The sequence below is a fragment of the Pseudomonas sp. PDM25 genome (assembly GCF_019219045.1).
Lineage (GTDB): Bacteria > Pseudomonadota > Gammaproteobacteria > Pseudomonadales > Pseudomonadaceae > Aquipseudomonas.
This window is the reverse complement of the sequence record NZ_JAHUWL010000002.1, coordinates 113695-137794: the sequence shown is the minus strand read 5'-3', so window position 1 is coordinate 137794 and position 24100 is coordinate 113695. Positions and strand designations below refer to the sequence as shown.

Genomic DNA, 24100 nt, shown 5'->3' with positions numbered 1-24100 from the left:
TGGGTGCATCCGCCTACAGGTGCCCGATCATGAAGCCACTCACGCCCTCCCCCGGCTCCCCCGCCAAAATCTTCCTGGCCATGGCATTTGTCGTCAGCTGCTGGGGTTACTCACCGACCGGCATTCACATCGGTTTGCAGGCCTATGATCCTGGTCATCTAGCCCTGCTGCGGTTTCTGCTGGCATCGGCCTTCATGGCGGTGGTCGCAGTGTTCCGAGGCATTAGCCTGCCGAAAACTCGTGACCTGCCGTTGCTGTTCGCGCTCGGATTTTTTGCCGTGAGCCTGCACCATGTCGCGTTGAATTTCGGCCAGCAAAGTATCAGCGCCGGCGCCTCGAGTGTGTTGGCGCAATCAACGCCGTTGTTCAGCACGTTGCTGGCGCGTTTCGTGTTCAAGGACCGGGTGAGCGTGTGGCGTTGGGGCTGCGTTTTTCTGGGATTGATCGGCGTGGTGATGGTGGTGGCCGGTGATCACGGATTGGGGAGCATCGACGCCCATGGATGGCTGATTGTGTTGGCGGCGGTGTCATGGAGTTTTTACTTTGCCTTGCAGAAGCATCACTCGCGGCGCTACGACGGGCTGACGTTGGTGTGTTACACGGTTTGGTTCGGGACGCTGCTGCTGTTGGTTTATCTCCCGGGACTGGTGAGCCAGGTCATCACCGCTCCAGTTGAAGTACAGCTTGCGGTCATCGGGCTGGGCATTTTCCCAAGTGCCCTTGCGTATCTCGCCTGGGCCTATGTGCTGACTCATGTGGATTTGAGCCGCGCGACGATGACGCTGTATCTGATTCCACCGACCGCCATGGCAATTGCCTCTTTTGCACTGGGCGAGCGGCCGACGTTGATGATCGTTGCGGGCGCACTGGTGGTGCTGGTCAGCGTGTTGGCGTTGAATCTGGAGCGCAGGATTGTGTCGATTCGAGTAGTCGGCGTCTGATGCGGCATTTTTGCGATACCTGCGACGCCTTCGCAGGCAAGCCAGCTCCCACAGGGTTTGTGGCGATCGCATCATTTTCATCCGACTCGAAACCTGTGGGAGCGGGCTTTCCCGCGATAAAAAAACCAGGCGCACTGGCCGGGTTCTGTTCGAGTAGACAAATGGCGGTCAGCCATCGGCCGAAAACCGGTCGCGACTGTTGGTCAGGTGCAGCCACATGGCCGCCCGAGCCGCATCCGGGTCCTGGCGTTTGATCGCATTGAGAATCGCCTCGTGCTCAAGGTTGGCCAGTTGCCCGAGCTTGCTCAAGTCCACTGCGCCGCGCTCGGCGGCATTGACGCGGGTGCGTGGGATCATGGCGCTGCCCAGGTGCTGCATGATTTCGGTGAAGCACACGTTGCCGGTGGCTTCGGCGATCAGCAAGTGGAAGCGCTTGTCGGCTTCGACGCAGCTGTCGTTGTTGGCCAGCAGGCTTTGATAGTCGTCCAGCGCTTCGCGCATCTGCACCAATTGATGCTCGGTGCGACGGGTTGCCGCCAGTGCGGCAGCCTGGGTTTCCAGGCCCATGCGCAACTCCAGAATACTGCGCACCCCCAGCGCGGTATCGACGTTCAACCGCAGTCCCTGCTCCGGTGCTCGCTCGATGACAAAGGTGCCGATGCCGTGCCGGGTCTCCACCAACCCGGACGCCTGCAACTTCGAGATCGCCTCGCGCACCACCGTGCGACTGACCCCGTGCTCCTGAACAATCGTGTTCTCGGACGGCAGCTTGTCACCTGGCAGCATCTGCCCGAGCAAGATGCTCTGGGTCAGTTTGGCGACCAGGTCATGGGCCAGGTTGTGGGTGCGCTTGCGGGCAGGCGCGTCGAGGTCTTCTTGCATGGCGATCATCCGAGAGCAGGGCTACTGGAATCGTAGCACTGCGCCCGACGGGAATCTCGGGAAAAAGCCGACCAACTTGTATGACAACACTCAACAAATCGGGCATTCAAGACCGAAACCAAGCTCATGCATTACTGAAAAAAGAATAACAAATCTTATATAAAGCGCCATTTTGTTGGACGACAGGGCTTGCAGGAGGAAAAAACGTAGTTGTATGATGTCTATCAACATCGCAACACCCCGCCACACCCCGCATAAAAATAATCAGTGGGAGATAACGCAGTGAATACATCCATATCCGGGATGAACGATGGCGCCGATTCGGTCCTGAAGTCCGCCATCTCGAAAGTGAAACGCCATGTTCTGCCGCTGTTCGTGATCATGTTCATCGTCAACTACATCGACCGCGTGAACATCGGCTTCGTCCGCGCCCACATGGAACATGACCTGGGCATCGGCGCTGCCGCCTACGGCCTCGGCGCCGGTCTGTTCTTCATCGGTTACGCGCTGTTTGAAGTCCCCTCCAATATCCTCCTGCAAAAAGTCGGCGCACGAATCTGGCTGACCCGCATCATGCTGACCTGGGGCGTGGTCGCCGCTTGCATGGCCTTCATCCAGAACGAAACCCACTTCTACATCCTGCGATTTCTGCTCGGCGTGGCCGAAGCCGGTTTCTTCCCCGGAGTGATTTACTACTTCACCCGCTGGTTGCCTGGCGTTGAACGCGGCAAGGCGATTGCCATCTTCCTCAGCGGTTCGGCGATTGCTTCGCTGATCTCCGGCCCGCTGTCCGGGTTACTGCTGCAAATCAGCGGTTTGGGCATGCACGGCTGGCAATGGATGTACTTCATTGAAGGGATGTTCTCGGTCGGGCTGTGCGTGTTCGTCTGGTTCTGGCTGGACTCCAAACCCCACGACGCCAAATGGCTGAGCCGCGCCGAACAAGACGCGCTGGTCAAAGCCATCGACGACGAACAACTGGCCCGCGAAGCCGCGACACCAATCAAACCGTCGCTGGGCAAGCTGCTCAAGGATCGCCAGATCATCCTGTTCTGCCTGATCTACTTCTTCATCCAATTGACCATCTATGCCGCGACCTTCTGGCTGCCGAGCATCATCAAAAAGATGGGCGACCTGAGCGACATTCAGGTCGGGCTGTTCAACTCGATTCCATGGTTGCTGTCGATCGTCGGCATGTACGCCTTCGCTTCGCTGTCGGCCAAATGGAAGCATCAACAAGCCTGGGTCGCTGCGGCCCTGCTGATCGCAGCAGCCGGGATGTTCATGTCCACCACCGGCGGGCCGATCTTCGCCTTCGTTGCAATCTGCTTTGCTGCGCTGGGCTTCAAATCGGCGTCATCGCTGTTCTGGCCGATTCCTCAGGCTTATCTGGACGCACGGATCGCGGCAGGCGTCATCGCACTGATCAACTCGGTGGGCAACCTCGGCGGCTTCGTCGCGCCGACCACGTTCGGCCTGCTGGAAGAACGCACCGGCTCGATTCAGGGCGGGCTGTACGGCCTGGCCGCGACCTCGATCATTGCCGCAATCATCGTCTTCGCCGCACGCAACAAACCGAAATCCGCACCAGCCGTTGCACTGGACAAACCAGCGCCCAACCACGCCTGAACACTCATGTAAGAGCACTGTTTTGAAGGACATGACAATGAACCCACAAGAAACCGCCAAAGCCCCGGTCATCACCAGCATGCAGGTTGTTCCGGTGGCCGGCCACGATGGCATGTTGCTCAACCTGAGCGGCGCCCACGGGCCGTTTTTCACCCGCAACATCGTGATCCTCAAGGACAACGCCGGCCACACCGGCGTCGGTGAAGTACCGGGCGGCGAGCGCATTCGCCAGACCCTCGAAGACGCTCGCTCATTAGTGGTCGGCAGTCCGATCGGTACGTATCAGAAGATCCTCAATCAAGTGCGCCAGACCTTCGCCGATCGTGATGCTGGCGGTCGCGGGTTACAGACGTTCGATTTGCGCATCACCATCCACGCCGTCACCGGCCTTGAAGCTGCGCTGCTTGATCTCTTGGGCCAGCACCTGGACGTGCCGGTCGCAGCCTTGCTCGGCGAAGGTCAGCAGCGCGACGAAGTGAAGATGCTGGGTTACCTGTTTTATGTCGGTGATCGCAATGAAACCGACCTGGCCTACCGCAGCGAACCGGACGCCGACAACGACTGGTTCCGCGTACGTCACGAAAAAGCCATGACCGCCGACGCCGTGGTCCGTCTGGCCGAAGCCGCCCACGCCCGCTACGGTTTCAAGGACTTCAAACTCAAGGGCGGCGTGCTCAGTGGCGATCAAGAAATCGAAGCCGTCACCGCCCTGGCCGAACGCTTCCCCGATGCGCGCATCACCCTTGATCCGAATGGCGCGTGGTCACTCAAGGAAGCCATTCGCCTGTGCCGGGATCAGCATCACGTACTGGCTTACGCCGAAGACCCGTGCGGCGCGGAAAACGGTTATTCGGGACGTGAAGTCATGGCTGAATTCCGTCGCGCCACGGGCCTGAAAACCGCCACCAACATGATCGCCACCGACTGGCGGGAAATGGGCCACGCGATCCAGTTGCAATCAGTGGACATTCCGCTGGCCGACCCGCACTTCTGGACCATGCAGGGCTCAGTCCGCGTGGCGCAGATGTGCCATGAGTGGGGCCTGACCTGGGGTTCGCACTCCAACAACCACTTCGATATTTCCCTGGCCATGTTCACCCACGTCGCGGCCGCCGCGCCAGGTGACATCACCGCCATCGACACCCACTGGATCTGGCAGGACGGCCAGCGCCTGACCAAAGCACCGCTGCAAATCGTTGATGGCTGCGTGCAGGTGCCGAAGAAACCCGGGTTGGGCGTCGAACTGGACATGGATCAACTGGCCAAGGCTCATGAGTTGTACAAAGGCATGGGACTGGGCGCCCGGGATGACAGCGTGGCGATGCAGTTTCTGATTCCGGGCTGGAAGTTCGATAACAAGCGGCCGTGTCTGGTGCGCTAGGTCTATCGAAAAACCTCAATCCCTGTGGGAGCGGGCTTGCTCGCGAAGACGTCGTCACATCCACCATCAATGTGACGGATAGACCGCTTTCGCGAGCGAACTCGCTCCCACAGGTTCTTGCGCTGCTTGCAGCAACCATTGCTTGAACGCCATCATCGCCGACGTTTCAGGGCGCGACTGCAAACGGGTCAGCCAGTAACTGCCGGTGGTGATCCCGATGGCGAACGGTTGCTCGATTGCACCCGCCGTCAGTAGTCGGGCGAACATCAGCGGCGGCGCCAATGCAACGCCCGCCCCTTGCAGCGCCGCTTCCATCATTGCCAGCGACGAGTCGAAGACGATGCTTCGGGGCGGCGCTGCGTGGGTCGAGAGGCCGGTGGCCTGAAACCATTCGGGCCACTCGTCCGTGCGATAAGAACGCAACAGCGTTTGCTGCAACAGGTCTATCGGTGTTTTCAGTTGCCGGGCAATTTCGGGAACGCACAATACCGATAACGGCGCCTCGATCAACCTGACGGCCTCAATCCCATGCCAGGCTCCCGCGCCAAACCGTATCGCGTAATCCAACCCTTCAGCCGCCACATCCACGCGATTGTTGTTGGTCGACAGGCGCAAATCTATGAACGGATGTTTCGCCTGGAAGTCCGTCAACCGTGGCAACAACCAGCCTACCGCGAACGTCCCCACCGCGCCGACCGTCAATACCTCGCGAAAATGTCCGCCCTCGAATCGCTCAAGGGTGCGTGCAATACGGTCGAAAGACTCGCGCAACACCGGCAGCAGGGTTTCGCCCTCACTGGTCAGCATCAGCCCGCGGGGCAAGCGCTTGAACAGGGTCACGCGAAGTTGCGATTCAAGGCTCTTGACCTGATGGCTCACCGCCGCCTGTGTGACACACAACTCAACGGCCGCCCGGGTGAAACTCAAATGCCGGGCGGAGGCCTCGAAGGCGCGCAATGCATTGAGCGGTAATTGAGGCCGGATCATGCTCACTCCCAAATTTTTCTAATGGCTCGTTCGAAATATCATCGGTTGTCGAACCTCGGCAGACTGCATAGATTGGCTCGCCCATCAGCAACCCGGATTGAAAAGCCGCTCGGAGTGTAGCGGTTAACACCCTTGAACTCATGGAAAGTGAATCAATCATGCACAACAAACTCGCGCTCTACAGCGCTTTCGCACTTGCCCTCAGCGCCGGTCATTGCGTTGCTGATGACCGCATTGAAGCCATCGTGAAGGCCGCCATCGAACCGGTGATGCAGCAACAGCAGATCCCCGGTGTCGCGGTTGCGATTACCGTCAACGGCCAGCCTCATTACTTTAACTACGGCGTGGCCTCGAAGGAAAACGGCAAAGCCGTCACCGAAGACACCCTGTTCGAAATCGGCTCGGTGAGCAAAACCTTCACCGCGACCCTCGCCGCCTACGCTCAGGCCACCGGCAAACTGTCCCTGTCGGACAAGGCCAGCAGCGTGCTGCCGGAGCTGCGTGGCAGCGCGTTCGATAACATCAGCGTGCTGCAACTGGGCACCTACAGCGCCGGTGGCCTGCCGCTGCAATTCCCCGACGATGCCGATGCACCGGACAAAATGCTCGGCTACTTCAAGCAGTGGAAACCGACTTATGCCGCCGGCACCCATCGGCTGTATTCGAACCCGAGCCTGGGGTTGTTCGGTTACCTCGCCGCCCAAAGCATGGGCGCGCCGTTTGATGACGTGATGGAAAAAACCCTGCTGCCGAAACTCGGGCTGAAACACACCTACCTCACAGTGCCGCAGGCTCAAATGGGGCTTTACGCTCAGGGTTACAACAAGGAAGACAAACCTGTACGGGTTGGGCCGGGGGCACTGGATTCGGAGGCTTATGGGGTGAAAACCAGCGCGGCGGATCTGATTCGGTATGTTGAGGCGAACATGAAACCGTCGGGGCTTGAAACGCCGATGCAGCGGGCAATCGCCATCACTCACACCGGGTATTACAAGGTCGGCGAGATGACTCAGGGGCTGGGTTGGGAGTTCTACCATTACCCGGTCACCCTCGATAAATTACTGGCGGGTAACTCGACGCAGATGGCGATGGAGGCTCACGAAGTCCAGTGGCTGACCCCACCGCAACCTCAACCGGAAAGCATACTGATCAACAAAACCGGTTCAACGGGCGGCTTCGGGGCTTACGTGGCGTACGTGCCGTCGAAAGACATCGGCATCGTGATCCTGGCCAACAAAAACTACCCGAACCCGGAGCGGATCAAGATTGCTCATACGATATTGAGTGCTCTGAGCAAGTAGCCAATTGTGGCGAGGGGATTTAGCGAAACGTCGCACCGCCCCGTTGGGCTGCGAAGCGGCCCCTTTTTTTCAGCCACACCGCGTCCAATTGATTACGACGGCTTCGCCGCCGAACGGGGCGGTGCGACGTTTCGCTAAATCCCCTCGCCACAATCTCCTCACCACACCTCGCAGGCTCGACAGCTGCTACAGATCACTAGCGGGCAAACAAAATGGGCGACCCCTTGGAGGTCGCCCATCGTCGTTACTGCACCAGCTCAATGCAGAGTCGGCGGCTGAGCATCAGGTGCATCGCTTCTCCGATCAAGATTTTCCCGTGCCTGATTCACCAACAACCCGGTGACCGCCGCCAATTGCTGAATCGACAGCAGCACTGTGCGGCTAGAGCCTTCCAGTGTCCCGGCAAAACTCGCAATCAAGACATTCAGGGAGGCAAGGTTTTCGCAGGCCTGATTTAGCAGGGTCAGTGTGTCGACACCAGGAGCAACAGTGAAAATCTGCTGGGTCGTGGCGGTAGGCCTGGGGCTTCGGGTGACTGCGCCTTTCGCGGTTTCACATGGCTTCGCAGGATCGAGATGTTCGGCGTCGGTCAGGGTTTGCGGTTGATGCTTGCTGAACTTTTTCACAGACGAGGCTCCTTTTTGTGCCATTGGTGTTTTCGTCCCTGGATCCCTCAGTGTCGCGGATTCCCACGTCCGACCGCATTTTTGCGGTGGCTGACGAAGGCTAGCGGTGCTCTCTGACAGAAACCAGTTCATAAAGACCGACAGAACTTGCAGGAAACTTCCGAGACCAATAGAAGCCGATACATCTCCCCCCGAAACACCCCATTTTTTTTAACCGCTGGCGCAGGCTGCGCCAGCGGCTACAAAAGTCTGCGTTTAATCATCCGGCATTTCAGGCGGCTTGGCAGGCTTCGCCGGTTTGCCCGGTTTGCCCGGTTTTGCGCCTTTGGCACCGTTGGCACCGTTGGCCGGTGCGACTTCAGTGACCGGCGGCGGTGTCGGTGCCGTGGCTTCTTGCTCTGTCGCCGGCAATTGGTCGACGGCGGCGAAAATCTCCTTCAGCTCAATCGCTCCCGATTGTTCAAGTTTCTTTTCCCCGTCCTTGCCCACCAGGATGACTTTGCTCTTCGCGCCGGCACCCAACTTGAGCGAACGGATCAATGCCGCCGTGTCTTGTGGCCCCAGGTCTTTGCCTTCGCGCTGGCCCATCAAATTGAGCACGGTGTACAGGACCATGTTTCGCTCGGTGAACCCCTTGCGATTGGTCGGTTCATCCAGCGACTTTTTCAGGCTCACCCACGTGGGATCGACCGTGCTCGGAGCGATGACAATCAACGGCCGGGCCCTGCCCTTGTCCATATCCAGTGGTGAGCCGTCATCGGCAGCGAGCAAGGGGCCGGCAAAAACCAGCAGGGTAGTCAGGGTCAATGACCTGATGAGCATGCGCATCTCCTTTTGATATCCACGCTCTAATGATTGCGCATCGCTGCGTTCGTTCCGGGTGACGCACGCAATTATGTCTCGCCTTGCCCCAAGCTTAGGTCAGGGCGGTCATTGCGCAACAGGCTGAGCTAATCTCATGGCTCAACAACCAAGCCCTGATCCGCCGTGAGGACCTGTGCATGAGCGCTCAGTTGAACCACACCATCGTCTGGTGTCGCGACAAGCAGGCATCAGCCAACTATCTGGCAGACATCCTCGGCCTGCCCAGCCCCGAACCCTTCGGCCCGATGCTGATCGTCAAGTTCGACAATGGCGTGTCGCTGGACTTCTACGACAATGACCCGCCGATTGCCTCCCAGCACTACGCGTTTTTGATGGGTGACGACGATTTCGATGCGGCCTTCGCCCGCCTGCAAGCCCGGCAGCAACCCTGGTGGGCCGACCCCGGCAAACAACGACCGAACGAGATCAACGATTACGGCGGTGGCCGGCGAATTTACTTCGATGACCCGGACGGGCATCTGCTGGAGATTCTGACTCGGCCCTGAGCGCGCCTGCCAAGCGGGTTTGTTCTGAAAGCACTACCCGATTAAAAGGCCAGTTTGTACCCGATCAGCACCAGCATCGTGGCCAGGCAAGGCCGCAGCACTTCATCGGAGATGCGGCCAGTCAGGTGACTGCCCAGGTAAATCCCCGGCAACGAACCGATCAGCAAAAAACCCAGCACGTGCCAATCCATGTTGCCCATGCTCGCGTGGCCGAGGCCGGCCACCAGGGTCAGTGGTACGGCGTGCGCGATTTCCGTGCCCACCAGGCGGCGGGTCGGCAACAGCGGATAGAGAATGAACAACGCGACGGTGCCCAGGGCGCCAGCGCCGATGGACGTCAGGGCAACCATGGCGCCCAGGACCAGGCCAGTGATCACGGTCAGCGCATTCAAGCGCTTGCCGCTGGGGTTGTAATGACCGCCCGCACGTTTGTGGGCGAAATCGAGCAGGCGTTTCTTGAAGAAAATCGCCAGCGCCGTGGCAAACAGAACAAAGCCCAAGGCCTGTTTGATGACCGCGTTCATCGCCTCGGGCGACGTTTGCAAGGTGCTCAGGAACCACAACGTCAGCGCCACCGCCGGCACACTGCCGAGGGTCAGCCAACCGGTAATCGCCCAGTCGATGTTCTTGTTCTTTCGATGAACCAGCACGCCACTGGATTTGGTAATCGCCGCGTACAGCAAATCCGTCCCCACTGCGGTGGCCGGATTGACACCGAACCACAACAGAATGGGGGTCATCAAGGAGCCGCCACCAACACCAGTCATCCCGACAATAAAGCCGACTACCAGACCTGCCACGACTAAACCGAAATTACCGAATTCCATTAACACGCCCACAAAAAACGCATGAAAAATCTGGATCGCAGCATAGCGATTTTTCTTATAACCAGTTATATCGATGCGAACTATCGTTATACCTAAAGTCCACACACACTCCCACAAGGGGTTCACTGTACTGGCAGGAAATTGAGGAACAGCAAACTCTGCGCGTAATTCAAACCGATCCGACGGTAGCGCTCGTCCAGCATCTGCGTCAGCAGGTCCAGCCGCGCGACGATCTTGCCGAACTCCACGGCAAAACTCAGGTTGCTGCCCTCCTCCGAGATTTCATTGGAGAACAGCAATGGCTCGCCGTTCTTGTTTTGCCGCTGGCTGAGTATCCAGGTGGCTTTCTCGATGTTGCGGGCAGCGTTGCTGACGAACGTCGGATTGATCACGTCCGTCATGTAGAACTCGAGCCGATTGCCGTGGGCGGTAACGAGCATGCTGCCGATGGCATAGATGAACGCACCGACCCGGTCGCCGAGAAACTCCGGGCTCATGGCATAACTCAGCGCGGCCAGGTCTTTTTTGCCCCCCAGAGTCGGCAACGGCTGTTGCTGTTCGATGGCCATGCGCACTTGCTTGCCAGCGGTGCGGGCGTCGAGGAAGCCGGATTTTTTCAGCTCGTCCGGGTTGCGCAAGTAGAGCTTGCTCATCAGCAGGTAGAGGCTGTCGAGGTTGTCGCGCATCGCCAGGGTCGCTATACGGTCGACGCTGGTCTGGAGAAATTCCTGGGGTTTGCCTTCGCGGAACTGACTGACGATGTCGTTGCCCTGCTGCTGGCTGCACCCGGAGGCGGCGAGCATCGACAAGCAGGCCAACAGCAGGCAACGGCGGCGGATTGGCGCGGTGGTGCGGGGTAAAACTCGAGCCATGGGTTATTGAACTTGGGCATGGGCCGGCGGTGGGGATTCGCCGCAGGCTGGCCCAGGATAGGAGCCGTGAATCCCTGAAAAGTGCAGTGCCGGCGGTCCGTAAACGCTGCCAACCGTCAAGAGGATCACCACATTAGTCATACTTTATAATTGCAACAGCTCGTACATAAGCTATAAAACCTTCCTTGATCGCATTTAAATTCGATTATTAGTATGACTAGTTAGCCAAAAACAACAAAAAGGAAGGTCAACCATGCTTCAATCCCGACACCCGCTCTGCGCCCTTGGACTGTCCCTGATGATCGCCCCCCTCTGCGCCCAGGCCGCCGGCCTGTCCAGCGAACACAAGGCCTTCGGCAAAACCAATGACGGCACGCCCGTCGAGCAATACATCTTGCGCAACAGCCATGGCCTGACCGCCACGGTCATTACCTACGGCGGCATTTTGCAGTCGCTGAAAGTGCCGGACAAAAACGGCAAGTTCGACGATGTGGTGCTCGGTTTCGATAACGTGCAGGGCTATCAGAGCGGCACGGCGTATTTCGGTGCGACCATCGGGCGCTTCGGCAATCGCCTGGCCAACGGTGCTTTCGAACTGGACGGCAAGCGCTATCAGGTACCGCTCAACGACAGTTCCAATTCGCTGCACGGCGGCCCTCAGGGTTTTGACAAACACGTCTGGAAAGCCCAGCCGAGCAACGGCAAGGATGCGGTCGGCGTGACCCTGACTTACCTGTCGGCGGACGGTGAAATGGGCTTCCCCGGCAACCTGAAAACCGAGGTCACCTACAGCCTCAATGAGCAAAACGAGTTGCGCATCGACTACCAGGCTTCCACCGATAAAGCCACGGTGTTGAACCTGACCAATCACAGCTATTTCAACCTCGCCGGCGCGGGCAACGGTGATGTGCTGAAACAGCTCGCCACCCTGCATGCCAGCCATTACACGCCGGTTACCGGCAAGCTGATCCCGACCGGCGAACTGGCCCCGGTGGCCGGCACACCGATGGACTTCACCCAACCGACCGCCATTGGCAAGCACATCAAAGCCGATCACCCACAGTTGAAATTTGCCGAACCGAAACAGGGTGGCTTCGATTTCAACTGGGTGCTGAACGCCATGGGTGATGTGGGTCAACTCGCCGCCGAGGTCAGCGATCCGCAATCCGGTCGTCGCTTGCAGCTCTACACCACCGAGCCCGGTGTGCAGTTCTACACCAGCAACTTCCTCGACGGTTCGGTCAAGGGCAAGGCTGGCAAGGTCTATCCGCACTGGGGCGCGTTCACGCTGGAGACCCAGCACTATCCGGACTCGCCGAATCAGCCGACCTTTCCGTCCACGCGCCTGGACCCGGGCAAGACCTATGCCCAGAGCACCGTCCTGAAGTTTTCTACCCAGTAAGGCCCAACACGATCATGTAGCAGCTGCCACAGCTGCTACAGGTCGATGGAACCACCGGGGGATTCTGTTGCCAACCGATGAGTACTCATCGATTCAAAATAAGGAGATTTGAATGCGGACCCTCGAACTGGCCGGCGTCAACGTACCGGTCATCGGTCAAGGCACCTGGCGCATGGGCGAAGACCGTTCCCGGCACCCCCAGGAAGTGGCGGCTTTGCGCCTGGGTATCGAACTAGGCATGACCCTCATCGACACCGCTGAAATGTACGGCGAGGGCGGCGCTGAGGAAGTGGTCGGTGAAGCCATCGCCGGCAGGCGTGATGAAGTGTTTCTGGTCAGCAAGGTGTACCCGCACAACGCCAGCCGCAAAGGCATCCCCCAGGCGTGCGAACGCAGTCTGCGGCGGCTGGATACCGATTACATCGATCTCTACCTGCTGCACTGGCGCGGCCAGTATCCCCTCGAAGAAACGGTCGAAGCCTTCGAACGCCTGCGCAAAGAAGGCAAGATCGGTCGCTGGGGCGTCTCCAATTTTGACGTCGACGACCTGGAAGAACTGGCATCACCGGCCTGTGCCACCAATCAGGTGCTCTACAACCTGGAAGAACGCGGCATCGAGTTCGATCTGCTGCCCTGGAGCCGCCAGCATCGAATGCCGGTCATGGCCTACTGTCCGATCGGTCAGGGCGGGCCTATGCTGAACCATACAACGCTCAAGCAAATAGCCGCCCGTCACCGTGTGACGCCGGCCCAGGTAGCGCTGGCATGGATGCTTCGTAACGAAGGCGTGATCGCCATCCCCAAGGCGGTCCGACCCGAACACGTACAACTCAACGCGCAAGCGGCGCAATTGCAACTGGAGGCTGGGGATCTGGAGGCGCTGGACCAGGCGTTTCGCGCGCCACAACGCAAACAGCGGTTGGCCATGGTCTGAGCCATCGCAGTCTGTCAGAGGGCTTCGGCATGAGAAGCACTGATCAGGACGATTACTTTAATCTGCAACGCTTTATCCAGGCACAGGACCCGGTGTTCAAACGGGTCCAGGCCGAGCTGAATGCCGGCCACAAGCGCAGTCACTGGATGTGGTTCATCTTTCCGCAATTCTCAGGGTTGGGCGGCAGCGAGATGTCCCGCCACTTTGCCATTCGTTCCAAAGAGGAAGCTGAGGCGTACCTCAATCATCCGCTGCTGGGTTCACGGTTGCGCACCTGCACGCAAATGGTGCTGAACATCGAAAAAAGCTCGGTGGCCGGCATATTCGGCCATCCCGACGATCTCAAGTTTCACTCTTCCATGACGCTGTTCGCCCAGGTTGCCGGCGCTAACAGCGACTTTCATCGAGCACTTGACCAGTATTTCCACGGCATCCTGGATGACTGGACGTTGTTGCTGCTGGACTCAAAACAGGCCCAGTTGCCCACCAATCAACGTTGAAAAGTCGTCGTCCACGAAGGGCAGAATGGCGTCCGCCACCGGTTGCAGTTGCCGGGTGACGTAGTGGTCGTAATCGATGGGTGCGCTGCGGATTTCCAGCGGCTCGGGCCCGGCGACGGTGATCACGTAACTGATCCAGCCACCGTTCTGGTATTGCCGCGGACGGCCCTGCTGGTCGTTGTACTCATCGGCAATCCTTGCGGCCCGCACATGGGGCGGCACGTTGCGCTGATAGTCATCGAGGGTGCGACGCAGGCGCTTGCGGTAGATCAGGCGATCGTCGAACTCCCCCGCCAATGTCTTGCGCACGTAGTCGCGCACATACTCCTGATAGGGCTTGCGATTGAAGATGCGCAGGTACAGCTCCTGCTGGAATTGCCGGGCCAGCGGCGACCAGTCGGTGCGCACGGTTTCCAGGCCTTTGTAGACCATTACGTCGGTGCCATCGGCGCGGGTCACAAGCCCCGCATAGCGCTTCTTGCTGCCCTCCTCGGCGCCGCGAATGGTCGGCATCAGAAAGCGCTTGTAGTGGGTTTCGAACTGCAACTCCAACGCACTTTCCAGACCGTATTCCTGCTGCACATGCTCGCGCCACCACTGGTTGACGTGATCCACCAGCGCGCGGCCGATCTGTGCGGCTTCTTGTTGACCATGGGCGCGGCGCAGCCAGACGAAAGTCGAGTCGGTGTCGCCGTAAATCACCGTGTGGCCCTGGGCTTCGATCAGCTGTCGCGTGCGCAGCATGATCTCGTGACCGCGCAGGGTGATGGACGACGCCAGGCGTGTATCGAAGAAGCGGCAACCGCTGGAACCGAGCACGCCGTAAAAGGCGTTCATGATGATCTTCAGGGCCTGGGACAACGGCGCGTTGTGTTCGCGCTTGGCGGTTTCGCGCCCTTCGGCGACCCGGGCGACGATGGCGGGCAGGCAATGCCGGGTTCTGGAAAAACGCGCACCGCGAAAGCCTGGCACCGACTCGCTGTCATCCGGGTGTTTAAGGCCCTCGATCAAGCCCACCGGGTCGATGAGAAAGGTTCGGATGATCGACGGATAGAGGCTTTTGTAGTCGAGCACCAGCACCGATTCGTACAGGCCCGGTTGCGAGTCCATGACAAACCCGCCGGGGCTGGCTTGCGCAGGCTTGTTCCCAAGGTTCGGCGCGACGAACCCCTGGCGGTGCATCAGCGGCATGTACAGGTGTGTGAACGCCGCCACTGAGCCGCCGCTGCGATCCGCCGGCAACCCGGTGACGCTGGCCCGTTCCAGCAAAAAGGTCAGCAGCTCGGTCTTGGCGAAAATCCGCGTCACCAGCTCGCAGTCCTTGAGGTTGTACTTGGCCAGGGCCGGTTTGTCCTCGGCGAACATGCGGTTGATTTCGTCCATGCGCTGGTACGGATTGTCGATCGACTTGCCCTCGCCGAGCAGGGTTTGCGCGACGTTTTCCAGGCTGAACGAGGGGAAACTCCAGGTCGCCGAGCGCAAGGATTCGATGCCGTCGATGATCAGCCGGCCGGCGGCCGAGGCGAAGTAATGGGTGCGGCTACCGTGTTCACGCCACTGCATTTCTTCGCCACCACGCCCCAGTTTCAGCGGCACCGCCAGGCGCCGGGCGTGTTCGTGGAGCACGCGCAGGTCGAATTGCACGACGTTCCAGCCGATGATCGCGTCGGGGTCATGGCGGGCGAACCATTCGTTGAGCTTTTTCAGCAGCAGGGTTCGGGAATCGCAGTATTCGAGCTGGAAATCCACTTCACTGTCGTCGCCATTGGGCGGGCCAAGCATGTAGACCTGGCGCTCGCCGCAGCCTTCCAGGGCGATGGAGTACAGCTCGCCTTGTGCGGTGGTTTCGATGTCCAGGGAGACCAGCCTGAGGCTCGGGCGATAGTCGGGGTCGGGTTTCATCTGCGCATCGAGCAGCAGGCCCTCGGCGTTCGGCGTGCCACTGAACCGGACCGGCGCGGTGATGAAACGCTCCATCATGTAGCGATCCGGCGGGCGCACATCGGCTTCGAACATGTCGACGCCGGCCTTGCGCAGCGCGGTTTCCAGACGCATCAGTTGACCGTGCTGCTGGCAATACAGACCGAGTACCGGGCGGTGCTCGAAATCCAGCAACGCCAACGGCCGCAGCTCGACGTTCTTTTCGCCGCGCAGCAACGCTTCAGCCTGCTCGCGCTGGGCGGCGGGGATGAACGCCACCGACGGTTGATGAGGCAGGCGGATCCGCTGGGGACCGGTGTCGGTCGCCAGCCAGAACTCGACTTCCGTACCGGCCGGGGTATCGCGCCAATGCCGGGTCAGGACGAAGCCCCGCTGTAAATCCACCACTGCAACCTCAAGATTTGATTCAAGGCGCAATTCTACGCGTCATTGCGCGATTACGTGGATGAACGCTGGATTGAGATCAAATCGAAATAAATTTTCGGCGTTATAAACATATTCGGCCTAAACGACCTGTCAGAAATGACAGGTCACGCATTGGGGCTGCATTGATAGAATCAATCCATTACAAACCCTTTCGCAAATTCCGGTGCACAGCATCGCAGGAGATTGATCGATGAGTCTCGCCGTGCATCGAAACACTCCCTTGCTTGAAGTTTATGACGGTCGTGGCCTGTCGATCCGTCAGGTTGCTTATCTGCGCAAGGTCGCTGGCACATCGGTGGAAACGCTCATCACCCGACAGCAATATGACGTCGCGGGCAGGCTCATTGCTCAGTGGGATCCACGTTTGTTCGACCACGCCCCAAAACCTAATCTGGCGACTGTTCATGGGCTGTCCGGCCAGCCCATCAAAGTCGACAGCGTCGATAGCGGGTGGCGCCTGAGCCTGGCCGGGCTGGGCGGTGAAATCCTTCAGCGCTGGGATGAGCGCGGCAATCGGTGGCGAACCACTTACGATGATCTACTGCGCGCGCTGACAGTCGATGAAAATACCCAGCAGGTAGAGGTCTTTACCTATGCGCGGGGCGATGCAGACCCGGGATACAACCTACGGGGTCAGTTGCGCAAGAAGGCCGATCCTGCGGGCTTGATCGAGTTCAGCCGCTTCAGCCTGCATGGCCTGCCTTTTGAAGAAACCCGCACGTTCCCGGGGGGTGAGGTCTACACCACGGCATGGTCCTACGGTGCAAGCGGTCAGCCTCTCAGCCAGACAGACGCGCGTGGCCATCAGCAACGTTCTCGCTACGACATTGCCGGGCAGCTCAAGCAAGTGACGCTGCAAATCGATGCCGACGGTCCGGTCCTGGACATCCTCAAAGATGCTCAGTACAACGCCGCCGGCCAGATCAGCGAACAACTCGCAGGCAACGGCGTGGTCAGCACTTGGACCTACGACCCGGCGGACGGTCGGCTGAAGAATTTGAAGGCCGGCGTGCCCGGCCAAGCCCCGCGGCAGCACCTTGAGTATGTCTATGATCCGATCGGCAACGTGCTACGCATTGACGATCACACGTTCCAGACGGTGTTCTTCGCCAACCAGCGCATCGATGGCCACCGCGCGTTCACCTATGACTCGCTCTACCGGCTGACCAACGCGACCGGTCATGACGCCACCCCGCCGTCGGATCTGCCGGGCCGGCCATTGCCGAGTGATCCCCGCAATCACCTCAACTACAAACAGGAATACGAGTACGACGCGGGTGGCAATCTGATCAAGTTGATCCATGGCCGTGCGGTGGGTGGCTACACCCACCAGATGTTCATCGACCCGTCGAGCAACCGCGGCGTGCGCTGGAAGAAAGGAGACCCGGCACCCGATTTTTCTGCATTGTTTGATTTGCATGGCAATCTCCAGGCTTTGCACCCGGGACAGGACTTGCACTGGAACAGCCGTGATCAGTTGGCGTCCGTGAGACTGGTCAAACGCGACGATGCGCCCAACGATGAAGAAACCTATCGCTATAGCCATGGCGCACGGGTCTACAAACGCCACGAAACCCATGCATCAGGGACCACCCATTTTCATCAGGTGATCTACCTGCCGGGGCTGGAGATTCGCACCCGCGATAATGGCGAAGAGCTGCATGTCATCACCGTATCGGGTGGGCGTGGCAGCGTACGGTGTCTGCATTGGTTCTGTGGCCAACCCGACGAGATCGAGGCCGATCAGCTGCGCTACAGCCTTGACGACCACCTGAACTCCAGCCTCATCGAACTCGACCAACAGGCCCGACTGATCAGCCACGAAGGGTATTACCCGTTTGGTGGCACGGCTTGGCTCACGGCGGACTCGGCATTGGAGGTCAGCTATAAAACCATCCGTTATTCGGGCAAGGAAATGGATGTCAGTGGGCTCTACTACTATGGGCTGCGTTATTACGCACCGTGGTTGCAACGCTGGGTGAGTGCCGATCCGGCGGGGGATGTGGATGGGCTGAATTTGTACGCGTTTGTGGGAAATAACCCTCTTAGCTTTGTCGATATACTCGGACTTGTCAGATCCAATGATTCACTTAACACCAGGGTAAGTAACAGAACCACCGCTCTCATTGCCGGCCCTTTAACACACCCATTGCCGCAATTCAAAGGTACCGCAAAAAAAATAGCGGAAAGGACAACTGAGCACTACACAAAACACCCGGACGCCAGATTTACGAGTGCGTACAGAGGCAAGGTAGCAGTGGCCCATGCCGGCGTGGAAATTATAGGCCCACCGCCTGACGACACTATTTCCATGACCGACTTTTACAATATCCCCATACCGTCCGAACTGACACTTGAGCGTGATGGAGTCATGTTGCATAGCGGCCCCATTAGCCACCTGAATAGAGAAGAGCATCCTGCGGCCGATGGTATTTTCAAGTTCGGCGATCTTAATCTATATACCGATCACATTCAGTCGAGCTATATCAATCGCCTTAACGACAACACGCTTCCAGTAAAGCTCTATAAGGGGGGTGTAGAACAAGCAGGAGGTTTGAAGGGCATACAGTATGAGCAACCGGTACTTAATCCGCTGATAAAGACGCGTATACAGGGCCATATTGAAGCAAGCGGGCGTTACTTGCCTAAATCAGCAGGGCTCCCAGGCGCTCACGCAGAAGTGATGGCAGGAAGCCTCGCACTCAACATTCAACAATCTACTGGAGATGCTGATCCATCGCAGATTGATGTGGTAACGCAAATATTGACAGGTGCAAAAGCGGCGGTTGCTTTTCCTGCGTGCTTCAATTGTGCCAACATCTTGCTTGAGTCGTATGACAATACTCCTGTGTTCAACGTATTGACGGGGAGAAAGCCGATGACTCATTCCCAATGGAACAGTGCCGTTCTGGATTACCGTTAGGGAAGCCGGATGCAATCAATACCTGCAATAGTGATCAGCCTGTCAGAAGCCCCATGGCTGGTCACTTTTGCCGCAAAGGCACTCAGATCAATAAATTGCTCACAACCGCTCCCGAGTCAATCTGCGGAGCAAGCCCTTGCGCGCATCCGCCAATTCAATGATGTCGCGCTCATAGTCCCTCTGCGAAACCGAGCCCGCCAATTGCTCAGCGAGCAACGCCTCGGACTTTGCGTTGTACACCGCCGAATTCTGCGCAAACTCTTGCGGATAACGACTTTTCAGGTACTTGCGCCAAAACCCCTGCTCGATAATCCGGTTCACCAAACCGTCTCCGGCCTCCAGCGCCAGGACCGATTGATACGCCTGGTCTATCTGCTCCTCACCGACCTCGGCCATCTCCCGGAACAACATGTCCCGTGATTGCCAAGGCAATTCAAGTCGGTCGGCCAGACCGGTCTGAAACGCCAGATAGACTTCCACTTCATCGATGGTCCCGGTGATTTCGCCGTCCTCATCGATCGTCTGAAAAGTTTCCCCCGCCTGCAACCGGCTCTGGACAGTTGCGCGGGCGATTTCATTGACTTGATCCAGTCGAGACTTGCCCTTGGCCAACGTGATCAGGCTGGCTTCGATCTGCGCAGGACTGCCTGCCCGATAAGCTTCGTGGACCAGCACCTTGCTGCCCATTTCATTAAAAATCTGCGCGCCGGCATCTGCGCAAGAGTCCGGGTTGACGGCCATGCGAAACAGTTCTTCACGCAGCGGCGTGTTCTCGGCGACGGCGTCGAGCATTCGCCACACTCTTTGCGTCAGCCCCGGCCGGTAGGAATCGTCGACGTAGTCGGCTGATTCGCTGAGCTGTTCCAGCACTTCGAAAAAACCTTGTGCGTTCGGTTCCCGCTCAAGTTCATCCCAGGTCGTTTGCCTGCTCACTCGCTGTTCTGCCGCAACACCTTCAAGCCAGTACTCACTGGTTTCCTCCCCTTTGGGCGGGTAGCTGCGGGTCGGGTCATAACCTACCGAACGCATATAATCCTGAAACAGCTGACGGTTTTGGTCAGTGAGTTGATCGCGACTCAAGCGGGTTCGGGCGATCAGTCGGGCCTCATCAGACCCCAGTGCGACGTCAGGGATGTGTTCGATAGGGTTACCTTGCAAATCCAGCTCAAAGGCGCGCGGCCGCGATAACGCAAATAGACCGGGGGGCCAATCGGCGCTACCGGTATTGTGCAAATCCAGGCGGTCAAGGTCAGGCATCCGGCTAACATCCGGAAGTAGCGCCAGCGTCGGGTTGTCGCCTAATCCAAGCGTTTGCAGTCGAGTCAGGCCACCCAGGTCAGCTGCACTATTCACCGTCAGCGTCAGCTGGTTATTAGAAAGGTTCAGACGCTCGAGCGCCGGCAGGTTCTCGCGCAAACGAGGTGGGGAGACCAAAGCGTTTTCACTCAAATCCAGCGCTCTGAGACTGGGAAAGTAACCCAGAAAATCGGTGATATCGGTATTCAATGCGGCATGCCGAAACTGTATCGCGCTGACGTGACGAAAATCTGCGGTCAACACTGGCAAATACTCGAGAAAATCGCTCGTCCAGTGAAAGTCCAGATCCAGGGTGTAGCCTTGCGCCAACGACTCTTCAGCAGCCTGCCAACATTGCTTGAGAGCCTTGGCAAAGCGTCCTTTGTGGTAGCGCTGATCCATCGGCAGAAATTCACCTCTTTCAATCGCCACCCAGCTATCCAGTGCCTTGCTCAGCGCTTCGAACTCCAACTCACGCTGCCGGATCGAGGCCAGTGCCTGGGCTTGGGAATCAAACGACTGCATGAATGCAGTAAAGGTGTCCGCCGTCGTGCCCGGATAGAGCGTTTTGAAACGCTCCCCGGGGCTGGGCGCCTCGTCCTGCCCGGCCGCTATCGGTTCATAACCTTGCATGCCTCCCCGCAAACGCATGACGCCGGGGTCATAGACCGGCTTGCGAACAGGGTGCTGCAAAAGCACCTTGCGAAATTCGTCCTGTGCTAAAGGAGCCTTCTGAAGGCTCGCCTTCAATCGGGCACCCTGGCCGACTTCGTAGCCCAGCGCCTTGCGACTGGAATCAGGCAACGCCTGCAAAATTGACGTGTAAAACTCGTCGGTGCCATGCAGGGAATTGCCTTCGGCGTCATATGGCTGGAAACCGCCCACATCGCTCAACACCAGGACTTTGCGAACGGATGATTCGACAGGTCCGACACTATCGAGCAACGGTCCGTCAAACGTAACACTCCGGATCTCGATACGAAGATCCGGCGACCAGCCCCTCCACTGTTCCAGGCTGTGCAATGCCAACCGTGCAGTATCGACACTTTCACTCGACTCCAGATAGAGCCCCTCGTAGCTGCGCAAGAGCCGTAGCTCAAGCGTCGCAGCACGGGCGGCCTGTCGCAGACGCAGCGGCAGTTGCCGACTTTCGTGCATTCGCAGCCGTTCGGTAGGGGTTGCGTTGATCAATAGTTCATCCACGACCGATCGCGGCAAATGCGCAAAGTCGTTACGCATCAACTGAACAGACGGACTGGCACTCGTATCGCCAGCGCGCTCGAAGAATCTGTATCGGGCATCGACCAGTGTGACTGTTCTGGCCTTGGCCAGCCCGGCTATCACCGTGCGCAGCCTGGCTGCTCGCACATCAAGGGCAATAGGACCGAGACCCGCTTCTTCATCAAGCAAGGTTTTGATTTGCGGCTCGTCCAGTCCACCCAACAGCGTTCTCGCCAAGTTGTTGTGACCGGCTTGCGTCTCTCTGATTTGCAACAACGGATCAGTGGCCGACTCCGGTAAATAGTGCCAAAGGACCTTACCGTCACTGTCCAGCAACTCGACCGCGCGTAACTCCGGCCATTTTCCATAAAGCGTCAGCAGTTCCAGCTGGGTCTTCAGGTCAGCCTTGCCAAACACCAGGGGATCATCGCTGCTCATCTGCTCGATGAATGTCTGAACCTCTTGGTCAGCCTTGAAGCGTTTGATGGTTTCGACCAGCAACGCTGGCGGCTGCTCGTGCTCGACATGCAGCTTGCGCAACACGTCGTCTTCGACGCCGCTGACAATACGAATCTGCTCCAGGGTCTGATCGGTAAATGACTCGACGCTGTGCCCCAGACGTCGCATGAGCGTGACACCCTGCCACGTCTCGGGGCGTTCGGCCTCATGGGTCCAGGCGCCAACGCCGTTATGGGCAAGCCTGGGTGAATAAGCATCGGCTCGGGTGGGATGCTGAATACGGTATTGATCCAGTCCAGGTTCCTGCCTGATTGCAAAGTGCTTGTTATCAAGCGGGAGTACCTCACGTCCCTCATACCGATAAATCCCCTTGCCGTCAGGTCGGGCATTCTCCCCCAGGGGCACCGGCAGCTTGTAAACCTCAAGGTCCGGTTGCCATAAACGCGATTGACCATTGCTGATCTCAACGACTTTCATGCGTTCGACAAATGGCGAAGGCTTGAATGGCAACAGCTCTCCCGCCAATTTGCCGCCTGCTGCGAATGTCCCCAACTGGATGAGGCTTTCAACCACGCCAATCAAATGCTCGGTGGCTTCGGTTCGCTGCCCTTCTGACCATTCGATAATTCCTTCGAATGTTTCATCGAGCAGTTGATAGGCGGTATAAGCCAGCATCAGCTCGCCAAGAAAAGGCACAAAGGGGGTGGCCACAAAAGCAACTACTTCAAGAACGGTTAACGCAATTTTCTGAAAGCTGTCCCATCGCGCCCAACGGGATTTTTCATCCTCATCGTCAGTGGGAACCGCCCTCGCCCTCGCGTCATTGAGAATCTTATTCAGCTTCTGGTGGAAATCATGGGTCCAGAAGTCACCACGGACTCGCTCATATGTCATCCCCAAACGTGGATTCTGAACGGGCTCGGCCCGCCATGGCGGGGTTTGTTCAAACGGAATCGGTTTGTGCCATCGAACCTTCGACAGTTTGTCATTGAGCTGGAAAAAGAAAGTTCCCCGCTGTTGGTGCGGGACAAACCGGCTGAAAAACCTTTGATACTCAGGTGCACGAAGTTGCGCGGTTAGCTCGGCGGCGAAACGGGAGATGGACGAATACTGTTTGACCGGGTGCAGGGGATCGTGGGGCACATAAGCGATGATGGGCTCGGTCGTACCACTCCGGTCAATGTCCGCAGCAAACAGGACGATGTCCGAAAGCCCAACATCCATCATCGTCAACCCGAAGCAATGCATCTGTTTACCGCGAAACATCAGCGCACGACGCCCCTCTGCCAACTTGAGAAGCATATGGTGAGACTCGCGATCGATATCCTGCTTCATGAGAGCCATCACACTGGCGGCACGCAACGCGTCCTTGTGGCTGGTCTGGACTTTGATTTTTAACACTGCCCTCGCCACCGGGTTGTCGAATCCCATAAATGTCTTCAGGTAAGCCTGATATCGAGCGCCAATATCCAGCTCACGACACAGCGCTGCGAAGGCCTCGACAGACAGTTTGGATTTAATCGGCACGACCTCAAATTGCCCGGTGTCAGAAGGTTTGCTAATGAAGTCGCTCGCCCTGTCGAAATACCCCGTTCGGGTTTCTTTAACTTCGAAGTTATGCAGCGAGGCCTCAAGCAGCGACAGTGTCCGCACATCAAACCCTGTAACAATACCTTTTGGACAATACAGCCGCAGGTAGGTCGCTTTGACATCCAGAGCAATGTTGTACCTTTCTTTCAATGCGGTGGTTAATAGTGCTTCCGCGAACGTTTCGACTCCTTGAAGTCTTTTCAGGGTTTTATCCAGTTCATTGTGGGAAACCCAACTGTCTTCAAACACCCTGTTCATTTCACCACGCAGTGGCGCCGACGCCCTGTCATACCAAGGCATCGCAGGCCCAACAGCCTGTTTTAAAGCCGCGCGGTTTTCTGAGCTAGTGTTTGCAAGCCAGTCAGGGGTCGCCTTGACAATGAAGTTTACGTGCCGACTCTGATTAACAGGATCGGCAAATGAACGCTGTTTATATTGAGCGAACGCTAGCGCATTAAACATTATGATTCGTCATCCATGAACGATAGAAAACACGAGCCTATTCGAATTACCGGTTTTCATTTTCCTCTATCTGTTTCAAGTTATTAACTAACAAAGCTATAACCGTCCGCCGTCCAACATTAGTTAACCC

Annotated in this window: 17 protein-coding genes; 9 read left to right on the top strand and 8 right to left on the bottom strand. The window is 58.0% G+C overall.

The window, feature by feature from the left end:
- Positions 1-29 precede the first annotated feature (29 nt).
- Complete coding sequence (locus KW848_RS03065; RefSeq protein WP_218535646.1) at positions 30-941, top strand: DMT family transporter; 912 nt, start codon at positions 30-32, stop codon at positions 939-941.
- Positions 942-1109: 168 nt separating this feature from the next.
- Here the strand turns inward: KW848_RS03065 and KW848_RS03060 are convergent, their stop codons facing one another.
- Entirely contained in the window at positions 1110-1823 is a 714-nt protein-coding gene (locus KW848_RS03060; protein ID WP_111452408.1) for a FadR/GntR family transcriptional regulator, read from the bottom strand.
- Between the two features lie 282 nt (positions 1824-2105).
- Here KW848_RS03060 and KW848_RS03055 point away from each other — a divergent pair, with 282 nt between their 5' ends.
- Together KW848_RS03055 and gudD are read left to right on the top strand one after the other, a co-directional pair.
- Positions 2106-3452 (top strand): MFS transporter, encoded by a 1347-nt coding sequence (locus KW848_RS03055; RefSeq protein ID WP_192410450.1) that lies wholly within the window; start codon positions 2106-2108, stop codon positions 3450-3452.
- A 37-nt stretch (positions 3453-3489) separates the two neighbouring features.
- Positions 3490-4833 (top strand): glucarate dehydratase, encoded by a 1344-nt coding sequence (gene gudD, locus KW848_RS03050; protein WP_111452410.1) that lies wholly within the window; start codon positions 3490-3492, stop codon positions 4831-4833.
- A 66-nt stretch (positions 4834-4899) separates the two neighbouring features.
- Here the strand turns inward: gudD and KW848_RS03045 are convergent, their stop codons facing one another.
- A complete protein-coding gene (locus KW848_RS03045; RefSeq protein ID WP_218535645.1) occupies positions 4900-5820 on the bottom strand; it encodes a LysR family transcriptional regulator in 921 nt (306 codons plus the stop codon).
- A gap of 158 nt (positions 5821-5978) precedes the next feature.
- Between KW848_RS03045 and ampC the strand changes: the two genes are divergently transcribed.
- Positions 5979-7121: a class C beta-lactamase gene (gene ampC / locus KW848_RS03040; protein ID WP_305729588.1), complete on the top strand. Its 1143-nt coding sequence runs from the start codon at positions 5979-5981 to the stop codon at positions 7119-7121.
- A gap of 257 nt (positions 7122-7378) precedes the next feature.
- Here the strand turns inward: ampC and KW848_RS03035 are convergent, their stop codons facing one another.
- Together KW848_RS03035 and KW848_RS03030 are read right to left on the bottom strand one after the other, a co-directional pair.
- Positions 7379-7747, bottom strand: coding sequence for a DUF6124 family protein (locus tag KW848_RS03035; protein WP_218535641.1), 369 nt, complete (start codon positions 7745-7747; stop codon positions 7379-7381).
- 255 nt (positions 7748-8002) lie between these two features.
- Positions 8003-8569, bottom strand: a complete 567-nt coding sequence (locus tag KW848_RS03030) for a DUF4174 domain-containing protein (RefSeq protein ID WP_218535637.1) — start codon at positions 8567-8569, stop codon at positions 8003-8005.
- Between the two features lie 179 nt (positions 8570-8748).
- Here KW848_RS03030 and KW848_RS03025 point away from each other — a divergent pair, with 179 nt between their 5' ends.
- Positions 8749-9117 carry a VOC family protein gene (locus KW848_RS03025; protein ID WP_218535635.1) on the top strand — a complete coding sequence of 123 codons (369 nt, stop codon included), beginning with the start codon at positions 8749-8751 and terminating at the stop codon, positions 9115-9117.
- Positions 9118-9158: 41 nt separating this feature from the next.
- Here KW848_RS03025 and KW848_RS03020 read toward each other — a convergent pair whose 3' ends face one another.
- Both KW848_RS03020 and KW848_RS03015 read right to left on the bottom strand, forming a co-directional pair.
- Complete coding sequence (locus KW848_RS03020; protein ID WP_218535633.1) at positions 9159-9944, bottom strand: sulfite exporter TauE/SafE family protein; 786 nt, start codon at positions 9942-9944, stop codon at positions 9159-9161.
- Positions 9945-10066: 122 nt separating this feature from the next.
- Positions 10067-10816 (bottom strand): hypothetical protein, encoded by a 750-nt coding sequence (locus tag KW848_RS03015; protein WP_218535631.1) that lies wholly within the window; start codon positions 10814-10816, stop codon positions 10067-10069.
- A gap of 253 nt (positions 10817-11069) precedes the next feature.
- Here KW848_RS03015 and KW848_RS03010 point away from each other — a divergent pair, with 253 nt between their 5' ends.
- The 3 genes from KW848_RS03010 to KW848_RS03000 all read left to right on the top strand — a co-directional run bounded on the left by KW848_RS03010 (position 11070) and on the right by KW848_RS03000 (position 13652).
- Positions 11070-12218 (top strand): aldose epimerase family protein, encoded by a 1149-nt coding sequence (locus KW848_RS03010; protein WP_218535629.1) that lies wholly within the window; start codon positions 11070-11072, stop codon positions 12216-12218.
- 112 nt (positions 12219-12330) lie between these two features.
- A complete protein-coding gene (locus KW848_RS03005; RefSeq protein ID WP_218535627.1) occupies positions 12331-13152 on the top strand; it encodes an aldo/keto reductase in 822 nt (273 codons plus the stop codon).
- A gap of 29 nt (positions 13153-13181) precedes the next feature.
- Positions 13182-13652, top strand: a complete 471-nt coding sequence (locus KW848_RS03000) for a DUF1810 domain-containing protein (RefSeq protein WP_192410441.1) — start codon at positions 13182-13184, stop codon at positions 13650-13652.
- On the opposite strand, the gene KW848_RS02995 is transcribed toward KW848_RS03000, so the two are convergent.
- Complete coding sequence (locus tag KW848_RS02995; protein ID WP_218536259.1) at positions 13617-15977, bottom strand: DNA polymerase II; 2361 nt, start codon at positions 15975-15977, stop codon at positions 13617-13619. The two genes, KW848_RS03000 and KW848_RS02995, sit on opposite strands and share 36 nt — an antisense overlap.
- Positions 15978-16209: 232 nt before the next feature.
- Here KW848_RS02995 and KW848_RS02990 point away from each other — a divergent pair, with 232 nt between their 5' ends.
- Positions 16210-18942, top strand: coding sequence for an RHS repeat-associated core domain-containing protein (locus KW848_RS02990; protein ID WP_218535625.1), 2733 nt, complete (start codon positions 16210-16212; stop codon positions 18940-18942).
- Positions 18943-19041: 99 nt separating this feature from the next.
- Here the strand turns inward: KW848_RS02990 and KW848_RS02985 are convergent, their stop codons facing one another.
- Positions 19042-23970, bottom strand: a complete 4929-nt coding sequence (locus tag KW848_RS02985; protein ID WP_218535623.1) for an NEL-type E3 ubiquitin ligase domain-containing protein — start codon at positions 23968-23970, stop codon at positions 19042-19044.
- Positions 23971-24100 lie beyond the last annotated feature (130 nt).